The sequence below is a fragment of the Actinoallomurus liliacearum genome (genome assembly GCF_039542035.1).
GTDB lineage: Bacteria > Actinomycetota > Actinomycetes > Streptosporangiales > Streptosporangiaceae > Actinoallomurus > Actinoallomurus liliacearum.
On sequence record NZ_BAABHJ010000001.1, the window covers coordinates 505689 to 515801 of the forward strand.

11 protein-coding genes are annotated in these 10113 nt (G+C 72.8%); 2 read left to right on the forward strand and 9 right to left on the reverse strand.

Features of this window, described 5'->3' with window-relative positions; all coding sequences use genetic code 11:
• The 6 genes from ABD978_RS02365 to ABD978_RS02390 form a co-directional block, all read right to left on the reverse strand.
• Positions 1-972, reverse strand: coding sequence for a copper transporter (locus ABD978_RS02365; protein ID WP_345347381.1), 972 nt, complete (start codon positions 970-972; stop codon positions 1-3).
• Positions 969-2198 carry a putative cytokinetic ring protein SteA gene (steA, locus tag ABD978_RS02370; RefSeq protein WP_345347384.1) on the reverse strand — a complete coding sequence of 410 codons (1230 nt, stop codon included), beginning with the start codon at positions 2196-2198 and terminating at the stop codon, positions 969-971. Before steA ends, ABD978_RS02365 begins: the two co-directional genes overlap by 4 nt.
• 100 nt (positions 2199-2298) lie before the next feature.
• Complete coding sequence (recN, locus tag ABD978_RS02375) at positions 2299-3996, reverse strand: DNA repair protein RecN (protein ID WP_345347476.1); 1698 nt, start codon at positions 3994-3996, stop codon at positions 2299-2301.
• Positions 3997-4265: 269 nt separating this feature from the next.
• Positions 4266-5165 carry an NAD kinase gene (locus ABD978_RS02380; protein WP_345347387.1) on the reverse strand — a complete coding sequence of 300 codons (900 nt, stop codon included), beginning with the start codon at positions 5163-5165 and terminating at the stop codon, positions 4266-4268.
• Complete coding sequence (locus ABD978_RS02385; protein ID WP_345347390.1) at positions 5162-5974, reverse strand: TlyA family RNA methyltransferase; 813 nt, start codon at positions 5972-5974, stop codon at positions 5162-5164. Before ABD978_RS02385 ends, ABD978_RS02380 begins: the two co-directional genes overlap by 4 nt.
• Complete coding sequence (locus ABD978_RS02390) at positions 5971-6141, reverse strand: hypothetical protein (RefSeq protein WP_345347393.1); 171 nt, start codon at positions 6139-6141, stop codon at positions 5971-5973. Before ABD978_RS02390 ends, ABD978_RS02385 begins: the two co-directional genes overlap by 4 nt.
• Before the next feature lie 104 nt (positions 6142-6245).
• Here ABD978_RS02390 and ABD978_RS02395 point away from each other — a divergent pair, with 104 nt between their 5' ends.
• The gene (locus ABD978_RS02395) at positions 6246-6587 is read left to right on the forward strand and encodes an SCP2 sterol-binding domain-containing protein (RefSeq protein WP_345347396.1); all 342 of its coding nucleotides are present in this window, start codon (positions 6246-6248) and stop codon (positions 6585-6587) included.
• 18 nt (positions 6588-6605) lie between these two features.
• On the opposite strand, the gene ABD978_RS02400 is transcribed toward ABD978_RS02395, so the two are convergent.
• Together ABD978_RS02400 and ABD978_RS02405 are read right to left on the reverse strand one after the other, a co-directional pair.
• A complete protein-coding gene (locus ABD978_RS02400; protein WP_345347399.1) occupies positions 6606-7586 on the reverse strand; it encodes an HAD-IIA family hydrolase in 981 nt (326 codons plus the stop codon).
• A gap of 1 nt (position 7587) precedes the next feature.
• On the reverse strand, positions 7588-7995 hold the full coding sequence (locus ABD978_RS02405; protein WP_345347402.1) for a tetratricopeptide repeat protein: 408 nt from the start codon (positions 7993-7995) through the stop codon (positions 7588-7590).
• A 55-nt stretch (positions 7996-8050) separates the two neighbouring features.
• Between ABD978_RS02405 and ABD978_RS02410 the strand changes: the two genes are divergently transcribed.
• Positions 8051-9304 carry a DUF1015 family protein gene (locus tag ABD978_RS02410; protein ID WP_345347405.1) on the forward strand — a complete coding sequence of 418 codons (1254 nt, stop codon included), beginning with the start codon at positions 8051-8053 and terminating at the stop codon, positions 9302-9304.
• Positions 9305-9511: 207 nt separating this feature from the next.
• Here the strand turns inward: ABD978_RS02410 and ABD978_RS02415 are convergent.
• The coding region (locus ABD978_RS02415; RefSeq protein WP_345347408.1) for a serine hydrolase at positions 9512-10113 on the reverse strand (602 nt) is incomplete at its 5' end.

The window sequence follows — 10113 nt, forward strand, 5'->3', positions numbered from 1 at the left end:
TCACTTCTTCTTCGTCATCGTCGGCGTGGGCGTCGGGATCGGGGTCGGCAGCGCGCCGTCGGCCTTGGACCCGATGCCGTAGTCGCCGACCTTGCCCTGTTTCGCGGCGGCCAGCGCCAGGACGGCCGTGAGCCGCCCGGCCGGAATGTCCCCCGTGTCGACCGTGGCGACGTGGCCCTTCACGTCGTCGTCGTCGCGGAGCGCCTTGATCATCCCGCCCTCGGTCGCCGAGTCCGGATCGCCCACCACGACCGTGCCCCCGCCGTAGGTGTAGAGGGCCATGGGCAGCGCGCCGAGCGCCTTGTTGTCGGCGGCGGCGTTCTTGTCGCTGCTCGCGGCGGCGGGCGCGATCACGATGGCGAGTGTCGCACGGGTCGCGGGCTGCCCGCTGTAAGTCAGGAAACCCGCCTCCTTGAACCCGGACAGCACCTGCCCGGCGGCCGGGTCCTCCTGGCCGTTGCGCGCCGCCTGCTTGGTCACCAGGACCCAGGCCAGCTCGTCGGCGGTGCGGTCGTACGACGTCGCGTCCGCGGAGAAGGTCAGGCCGGCCGGCTTGAGCCGGTCGGTCAGCTCGTTCAGCGTGGCCTGCTGGTTCGGGTCGAGGTACTTGTTCTGCAGGGTGACGTAGCCGCTGATCCGCGCGCCCGCCTTGCTCACCATGTCGGCCGTCTGCGCCCGCATCTGGTCGTCCGCGCCGGGGGCCTCCACGAACACGACGCTCTGGTCCTTGAGCCGGCCGGCGACGACCTGGGCGGCGGCCGCGCCGATCACCTGGTTGTCGTAGGTGCTCACCTGCCCGGCCGCGTTGTTCTGCCGCCGTAGCGCCTCGTTGCTGTTCTTGAGGCGGTTGGAGGTGTCCTTGAGCTGGTCGACCAGCGGGCCCCGCAGCGCCGAGGCGCCCACGACGAGGCCGAGCGCCAGCGCGAGGAAGACCGCGATGATGGAGACGAGGTGGTACCGGAAATCGATCACGTGAAGAGTCCGTTTAGCCAGTAGACGAATTGGTGCCACCAGTCGGCGACGGCGGGCTCGAAGGCCTCTCCGGCCGGCGAGGAGACGATCGCGGCGACCATCGCGACGAGCGTGGCGGCGATCAGCAGGATCAGCGAGGACCCCTTGATGCGGCTGCGGTACAGCCGGCTCACGCCCTTGGCGTCGACCAGCTTGCTGCCCACCCGCAACCGCGTCAGGAACGTGCTGGCCATGCCGGCGCGTCCCTTGTCGAGGAACTCCACGAGCGTCGCGTGGGTGCCGACGGCGACGATCAGCGTGGCGCCCTTGTCGTCGGCGAGCAGCATGGCGATGTCCTCGCTGGTCCCGGTGGCGGGGAAGACGACGCCCTCCCGCCCCAGGTCGTGGACGCGGCTCAGGCCCGGCGCCCGGCCGTCGCGGTAGGCGTGCACGACGAGCTCGGCGCCCGACGTGAGCGCCTCGTCCGACACGGAGTCCATGTCGCCGACGATCATGTGCGGCCGGTAGCCGGCCTCCATCAGCGCGTCGGCCCCGCCGTCCACTCCGATCAGGACCGGGCGGTATTCGCGGATGTAGGGCCGCAGGGTCGCGATGTCCTCGCGGTAGTGGTAGCCCCGCACGACGATCAGGACGTGCCGGCCGTCCAGGTCCGTCGTGATGTCGGGCACGCCGACGCCGTCGAGCAGCAGGTCGCGTTCGCGCTTGAGGTACTCCATCGTGTTGGCGGCGAACGCCTCGAGCTGGGCGGGCAGCTCCGCCCTGGCCTCGGTCATCGCCGCCTCGACCGACTCCTCGGTCTGCCGGATGCCCTTGGCGGCGACCTGCTCACCGAGGTAGACGGCCTCGCCGTCGACGCGGACGACGTCGCCCTCGTGCACCTTGGTGAACACGTCGGGCCCCACGTCGTCGATCAGGGGGATGCCCGCCTCGACGAGGATCTGCGGGCCGAGGTTCGGATACCGCCCGGAGATGCTGCGCGCCACATTGATCACGGCGGCGACCTGGCAGGACGCCAGCGCCTCCGCGCTGACCCGGTCGAGATCGACGTGATCGATGATCGCGATGTCGCCCGGTTCGAGGCGCTTGGTCAGCTTCTTGGTCCTGCCGTCGAGGCGGGCGACGCCGGTGAGCCCGGTCTCCCCGTCACGACGGTCACGGCGCAGCCCACGCCGAAGCGGCACCCGCAGCCGGGCGCCGCTCTTGATCTTCGGGGAGACGTCGTTCATCGCTGCCAATCCTGCCAGAGCCCGGACAGTGCCATCGGTAACGACGACCGTTATGGCGTGTTCGTTCGCCCACCACCGGTGGTCGTACCGACGCCGTGGTTCAGCGCTCCGCGACCGCGATGGCCAGCAGCTCTTCGGCGTGCGCCCGCCCCAGCTCGGAGTCCTCCATGCCCGCGAGCATCCGGGACAACTCGCGGACCCGTCCGTCGGCGTCCAGGGCGGTCACGCCGCTGCGGGTCACGCGCCCGTCGTTGGTCTTCTCCACCACCAGATGCTGGTCGGCGAACGCCGCGACCTGCGGAAGATGAGTGACGACGATCACCTGGGCCGACCGGGCGAGCCGGGCCAGCCGCCGCCCGACCTCCACGGCGGCCTTGCCGCCGACCCCCGCGTCGACCTCGTCGAACACGAACGTCGGCACCGGGTCGGCACCGGCGAAGACGACCTCGATCGCCAGCATGACCCGGGACAGCTCACCGCCGGACGCGCCCTTGTGCAGCGGCAGCGGCGGCGCCCCGGGGTGGGAGGCGAGCCGCAGTTCGACCTCGTCCACGCCGTACGGACCGAACTCCTCCTGCGGCGTCACGGCGACGACCACACTGGCATGCGGCATGGCCAGCGCGGCCAGCTCCGCCGTGACCGCCCCGGACAGGCGTTCGGCGGCGGCCGTGCGCAGCGCGGTCAGCTCGGCGGACAGCTCGCCGAGCTGCCGGGTGAGGTCCTCGTGCTCGGCGCGCAACTCGTCGATGCGGTCGTCGTCGGAGTCGAGCTCGGTCAGGCGCAGGGCGGACCGCTCCGCCCATTCGAGGACCTCGGCGATGGTCGGGCCGTACTTGCGGGTCAGCCCGGCCAGGGCGGCGCGGCGCTCCTGCACGCTCGCGAGGAGGGCCGGATCGGCCTCGACCGACTCGGCGTAGCCGGCGAGCTCGGCGGCGACGTCCGACACGACGTACACGGCCTCGGACAGCCGGTCGGCCTGCCCGGCGAGCGCCTCGTCGTGGGCGCGGACGGCCTCGAGGGCCTGGCGGGCCGAGCTCAGCAGCCCGATGGCGTCGACGACGCCGGTGACGGCCGTCGGGTCGCCCTGCAGCGCCTCGTGGGCGGTCGTCGCGGCCGTACGGAGCGCGTCGGCGTGCGCCAGCCGCTCCTCCTCCGCCGCCAGGAGCTCGTCCTCCCCCGGCTTCGGGTCGGCCTTCTCGATCTCCTCCAGGCCGAACCGCAGCAGGTCGGCCTCCTGCGCCCGCTCCCGGGACCGGGTGGTCAGCTCCTCCAGGAGCGCGGAGACCTCGCGGTGCCGCCGGTACGCGGCGGTGTAGGCGCGCAGCGGCTTGGCCAGGTCGTCGCCGGCGAAGCGGTCCAGGGCCGCCCGCTGGCGGCCGGGCTGCAGGAGCCGCTGCTGGTCGGACTGGCCGTGCACCGCGACGAGGTCGTCGGCCAGGTTGATCAGCACCGAGACCGGCGCCTGCCGGCCGCCGACGTGGGCCCGCGACCGGCCCTCCGCCGACACCGACCTGGTGAGGATCAGCGCGCCGTCGTCGAGCTCGCCGCCGGCCTCCTCGACCCGCGCGGCGACCCTGCCGTCCTCGTCCAGGACGAGGCGGCCCTCGACGGTCGCCCGGTCGGCCCCGGGCCGGACCCGCTGCGGGTCGGCGCGGCCGCCGAACAGCAGGCCCAGGCTGGTGACGACCATCGTCTTACCGGCCCCGGTCTCGCCGGTGACCACGTTGAAGCCCGGAGACAGCTCGAGGACGGCCTCCTCGATCACCCCGAGGTTCTGAATCCGTACTTCCTCGACCATGGGCCGTACCCGGCTGGTTGCGTCGGTCACGAAGGCCCTCCTGTCCGCAGACACCCGGCGCGCCCGAGGCTACTCGGTCATGGCGGCCCGGCGGCCCCGATGTGCGGGACCGTGATCGGACCTCCCCAGGCGAACACGTGTTCGGCTCAGCGTAGAGGGCACTTCGCCGCGGAGGAAACCGCCGGGCGTGTCGCCCCGCCTCGCCGTCCGCCTCCCGACGGCACGAAATCCCAGGTCAGCGAGGATGACATCGGTTGTCCGACGCGGCGTCACTCGTCGCGGACACGGCCGCGCCAGCCGGCGACCGGCAGGCCGAACTTCGTGACGAGCCGGTCCGTGAACGGCGTCTGGTGCAGCCGCGCCAGCCGGACCGGCCGCTCGCCGCGCCGGACCTCGACCCGCGCGCCGGCGGGCAGGTCGATCGGCCGGCTGCCGTCGCACCACAGCACGCCGCCGGAGCTCTTCGGGATCAGCTCGATCGCGACGACGGACCGGGGCGAGACCACCATGGGCCGGGAGAACAGCGCGTGCGCGCTGATCGGCACGACCAGCATCGCCTCGACCTCGGGCCACACGACGGGGCCGCCGGCGGAGAAGGCGTACGCCGTCGACCCGGTCGGGGTGGCGCAGACCACGCCGTCACATCCCCAGCTCGACAACGGCCGCCCGTCGATCTCGGCGACGACCTCCAGCATCCGCTGCCGGGAGGCCTTCTCGACGGCCGCCTCGTTCAGCGCCCAGCCGGTGCTCGTGACGGTGCCGTTCTGCCGGACGACCACGTCGATCGTCATGCGCTCCTCGACGTCGTACCGGCGCGCGGCGACCTTGTCGACCGTGGCGGCGAGATCCTCCCGCTCCGCCTCCGCGAGGAAGCCGACGTGCCCGAGGTTCACGCCGAGCAGCGGAGTGCCGGACCGCCTGGCCAGGTCGGCGGCCCGCAGGATCGTGCCGTCGCCACCGAGGACGATCACCATCTCGGAGCCCTCGGCGGCCGCCGCGGAGACCGGCATGACGTCCGCGCCGGCGCACTGCAGGTCCTCGGCCTCGCTGTCCAGCACCCGCACGCAGATGCCGGCCTCGCTCAACCGGCTGATCACCAGTTGCGAGCTGCGCACCGCCGCGCTGCGGCCGGTGTGCGTCACGACCAGGACGGATCTCTTGTCTGTCATGCGGGCCCTTCTGCCACGGCCTTGTCCAGCAGGACGTCATCGAGGGGCGGGGCGCCCGCCCGTAGCCACAGGAAGTATTCGACGTTTCCGGAAGGACCGGGCAACGGGCTCGCCGTCACGCCGCGCACTCCCAGGCCGAGCGTCTCGGCGTACCGGGCGACGTCGCGCACCGCCTCGGCGCGCAGCGCGGGATCCCGTACGACACCGCCCGCGCCGACGCGCTCCTTGCCCACCTCGAACTGCGGCTTGACCATCATCGCGTAGTCGGCGTCGGGGGCGACGCAGCGCTGGATGGGGGCCAGCACGAGACGGAGCGAGATGAACGACAGGTCCGCCACCACCAGGTCCGGCGGCTCGCCGTCACCCGAGACGACCTGCTCCGGCGTCAGGTCGCGGATGTTGACGCGTTCCAGGACCGTCACGCGCTCGTCCGTGCGCAGGGACCAGGCGATCTGGCCGTAACCCACGTCGACCGCGACGACGTGCGCCGCGCCCGCGCGCAGCAGCACGTCGGTGAAGCCGCCGGTCGACGCGCCCGCGTCGAGGCAGCGCCGGCCCTCGACCCGCAGGTCGGTGAACGACTTGAGGGCCCCGGCGAGCTTGTGGCCGCCGCGCGAGACGTAGTCGGGACCGGTCTCCGCCTGCCGTACGACGATGGCCGCGGAGGTCTCGACCTGGGTGGCGGGTTTGGCGGCGGGACGGCCGGCGACGGTGACGCGCCCCTCGGCGACCAGGTCCACCGCGTGCTCACGCGACCGGGCCAGGCCCCGCCGGACCAGCTCGCTGTCCAGCCGCCGGCGGGCGCTCACGGGGCGGCCGCCTCGTCGAGGCCCGTCAGGGCCTCCTGCAGCCGCCGGTGGACGTCCGCGAAGACCGCCGGGTGCTCGGTCAGGGGCGCCTGGTCCAGTTCGGTGAGGCGGGCCAGCGCGGCGTCGACCCGCTCGTCGCCCGTGGTGTCCCCTTCGATGCCGTTCACCTGTACCCTTCCCTTCGCCGCCGGTCGCGTCCGGCTCAAGAAGAACGCTACCGTCCGTTGACGACAGCGGTGTCGAGGACGATGACGGGGGAACTGACCTGACGATGGCCACCGCCCAGGAAGCGCGCTCGGCGCTCGAGCGCATCGCCGCCCGGCTCACCGAAGTGGACGCCGACGACCTCGCCAAGCACGTCGTCGAGCGGACCATCAGCTGCCGTGTGCCCGATCTCGGACTGATCTTCCTCACCCGGATCCACAAGGGCGGCCTCGACGAGTTCCAGACCGTCGGCGACGCCGACTCCGCCCAGGTCCGGCTCACGGTCAGCAGCGACGACCTGGTGGCGCTGGCCACCGACGAGCTCCACGTCGCCAAGGCGTGGGCGACGGGCCGGCTCAAGATCGAGGCCAGCCTGGGCGACCTGTTGCGGCTCCGGAAGATCCTCTAGTCCGCAGCCGCCGTCGGATCACGACAGGCGGTCCCAGGCCTCCTGCGCGGTCGCGGCGTCGCCGGACTCCCAGGCCGCGACGCAGAGCGCGCGCAGGGCGTCGACGCGGTCGCCCGAGCCCTCGACCGAGAAGCCGGGTCCGACCGTCCAGCCTCCGCAGTGGTACGAGCCGTCGGCGCGCCGTACCTCCGGGTGCGGCACGAGGAGGCCGGCCAGGTCGTCGGCGACGTAGGTCGGGCGTTCGTGCGGCGGCGCGGCCAGCAGCGCCCGCGCGTCGGTGACGCCGGTCAGCACGAGCAGGCTGTCGGCCCCGCCGTTGTTGGCGCCCTCGATGTCGGTGTCCAGGCGGTCCCCGACGATCAGGGGCTGCCGCGCGCCCGTGCGCAGGATCGTCTCGCGGTGCAGCGGCAGCTCGGGTTTGCCGGTGACGATGGGATCCACGCCGGTCGCGGTACGGATCACCTGCACCATCGCTCCGTTGCCCGGCCTCGGCGGTCCGCCCGGGCTCGGGATCGTGCGGTCGGCGTTGGACGCGACGAACAGCGCGCCCGCGGCGACCGCGCGGCCCCCCTCGGCCATCAGCTCGTACGACAGCCCCGGCGCGAAGCCCTGGACGACGGCCGCGGGCCGCTCGGCGGCCGTCGACACCGGCCGCAGGCCCACGGCCCGCAGCGCGTGCCGCAGGCCGGTGCCGCCGACGACGAGGACCTTCGAGCCGGCCGGCAGACGCTCCGCGAGGACGCGCGCGGCGGCCTGCGCGGACGTCACGACGTCCTCGGCCGCGGCGGGTACCCCGACCTCGGTGATGAGGGCGGCCGTCGCGCTCGGCGTGCGTGACGCGTTGTTGGTCGCGAACGCCAGGCGCATGCCCTCCGCCCGCGCCTTGGCCAGCGCGTCGGCCGCCCCCGGCACCGGGTGGCGGCCGATGTAGATCACGCCGTCCAGGTCGAGAACGGCCACGTCGTAAACCTCGGCGAGCGGCCGGTCGCTGCCTCGCATCTCATCCCTTCCGGGCTCGCGCGTGCCGCAGCGCGGTCGCGTAGTGCTTGTTGTCCGGGCGCATCGCGCAGGCGAGCGCCAGGTGCTCGACCGCCTCCGCGAGGTCGCCCGTACGGGTCAGGGCCATGCCCAGGCCGAACAGCGCGTAGTCCTCGGCCGGATCGGCCTCGACGATCATACGGAAGTTCGCGGCGGCCTCGGCGTACCGCTTCGCACCGTACTGGGCGCGCGCCAGCGCCTCCCGGACGCTCCGGGACGACGGCTCGGCGGCCGCCGCGTGCTCAAGGATCTGGATCGCGGCGGCCGGGCTGCCACCGTTGAGGAGTTCGAGACCGCGCTGGTACCACTCATAAACGCCGCCGGCCGGGACACCCGGGGAATCAGGACCGCGATCCGCACCTTGAACCATGTGTGACTCCGTTCGTCGACTCCACTTGTGTCCCAACAACGGCGCGGTATCTAACATGCCCGATGTGACGATTGATCCCGGACTTGCGCTGCGTCCGTTCCGAGCCGTGCGGTACGACACCGCGCAGGTGAGCTCGCTCGCCGCGGTGACGTCTCCCCCGTACGACCTCATCGACGAGGAGTCGCTGGCGCGGTTCATGGCCGAGGAACCGCACAACGTGGTCCGGCTGATCCTCCCGCAGGACGACTACCGGGAGGCCGCCGAGACGCTGCGCTCGTGGCTGGCGTCCGGCATCCTCACCGTCGACGACGAACCCGCGCTGTACGTCTACGAGGAGGTCTCCGGCTCGGTCGTCCAGCGGGGCCTGATCGGAGCGGTCGGCGTGCACGAGGACGGGTCCGGCGTGATCCTCCCGCACGAGCACGTCTACCCCGGCCCGGTGCGGGACCGGCTGGCCCTGATGACGGCGACCGAGGCGAACCTCGAGCCGATCTTCCTGCTGTACGAGGGCGGCGCCGACTCCGTCGCCGCCCAGGTCGTCGACCAGGTCGCGTCCTCCCTGCCGCCGATCCTGGAGACGAGCACGGGCGATGACGTACGCCACCGGCTGTGGGCGATCCGGGACCCGGCCGAACAGGCGAAGATCGCCGAGGACCTGCGCGGGAGGCAGGCTCTCATCGCCGACGGCCACCACCGCTACGCCACCTATCAGGCGCTTCGCGGGCACTACGCCGGGCAGGGGCCGTGGGACTACGGGCTCGCGCTGCTCGTGGACTCCGTCGCGTACCCGCCGCGGCTGAGCGCGATCCACCGGGTGCTGCCCGGACTGCCCCTCGCCGAGGCCGTACGGCGGGCGAAGGCGGCCTTCCGCGTCGAACCGGTCGGCCCGGACCTGGCGGCCGGGCTTCGGCGGCTCGCCGCCCACGACGACACGGCCTTCCTGCTGGCCGGCGAAGCGGGTTTCTTCCTGCTCACCGACCCGGATCCGGCGCAGGTGGAACACTCCATGCCCGAAGGGTCCTCCGAGCGGTGGCGGCGCCTGGACACCGCCGTGCTGCATCGGCTGCTCATCCCGCGACTGTGGGGGATCGAGGACGACGAGAGCAGCGTACGGATCGTCCACCACGACGCCGCGCGCGCGGTCGCGAAGGCCCGGCGCGGAGACGGCACGGCCGTGATCCTGAACCCGCTCAAGGTCCCGGACGTGCTGGCGGTCGCGGCCAACGGCGAGAAGGTGCCCCGCAAGTCCACGTCCTTCGGTCCGAAGCCCCGTACGGGCCTGGTCATGCGGACCTTCGCCGCCGACTGACGGACGACGGGCCCGGAGCGGACCTCCGCTCCGAGCCGGTACGGCGGGAGCCGGGAACCCCGGCGAAGGACCGCCCGGCGGCCCCGGGCCGGGTGACCGTGCCCCGGCCGATCGCCCGGGGCGGTCTGGCGATCGGCCTGCCGACCACGGCTCGCCGCGGGCGCGACCGTGGTCCCGGGCCGGTCGGGCCGGCCCGGGATCCGTCGGCTAGCGCCGGGAGGCGAGGTAGTGCCGGGCCTCGTACTTGTCGATGGTCAGGCCGAGCTGGGCGTACTTCTCGCTGTAGGCCACCGGGTGCGCGCCCGGCGCGGTCGGCGGGCGGTTCGGGTCCTGGTACTGGTCACCGAGGTTGGAGAAGACCGCGATGATGTAGTTGCGGCCGTCCTTGCCGGGCAGGGACCGTACGATGCCCGCGTCGCTGCCGGAGTTGTTGACCAGGCCCGTCTTGTGGGCGAAGGTCACCTCGGCGTTGGCGTTGCAGGGCCGCACGTCGTGCTGGTAGGCGTCCCCGTCGACGGTGACGGTGCCGTCGGCGGCGATCCACCGGGACGGGACGAGCTGGGGGATGCCGGGGGCCGGGTAGTCCGCGCCGCACCAGTTCGTGGTGGACAGGACGTCGTTCATGCCCTGGTCGGCGAGTTCCTTCTTGAAGAACGCGCGGGATGAGGGGCTGAGCACGTCGCTGGTGACGGCCTTGCCGTTCGGCGCGGTCCACACCGTGCCCGGTGCGCCGTTGATGAGGGTGAGGAGCTTGGCGGTGTCCAGGGAGCTCATCGTGACCGGGTTGCTCCAGTGCCCGCCGTTGGCCG

What these genes read in the sequence shown, in the direction of transcription:
- steA (WP_345347384.1), bottom strand. Translation starts at nt 2,198, where the DNA reads ATGAACGACGTCTCCCCGAAGATCAAGAGCGGCGCCCGGCTGCGGGTG.
- recN (WP_345347476.1), bottom strand. Translation starts at nt 3,996, where the DNA reads ATGGTCGAGGAAGTACGGATTCAGAACCTCGGGGTGATCGAGGAGGCC.
- ABD978_RS02380 (WP_345347387.1), bottom strand. Translation starts at nt 5,165, where the DNA reads ATGACAGACAAGAGATCCGTCCTGGTCGTGACGCACACCGGCCGCAGC.
- ABD978_RS02395 (WP_345347396.1), top strand. Translation starts at nt 6,246, where the DNA reads ATGGCCACCGCCCAGGAAGCGCGCTCGGCGCTCGAGCGCATCGCCGCC.
- ABD978_RS02400 (WP_345347399.1), bottom strand. Translation starts at nt 7,586, where the DNA reads ATGCGAGGCAGCGACCGGCCGCTCGCCGAGGTTTACGACGTGGCCGTT.
- ABD978_RS02405 (WP_345347402.1), bottom strand. Translation starts at nt 7,995, where the DNA reads ATGGTTCAAGGTGCGGATCGCGGTCCTGATTCCCCGGGTGTCCCGGCC.
- ABD978_RS02410 (WP_345347405.1), top strand. Translation starts at nt 8,051, where the DNA reads ATGCCCGATGTGACGATTGATCCCGGACTTGCGCTGCGTCCGTTCCGA.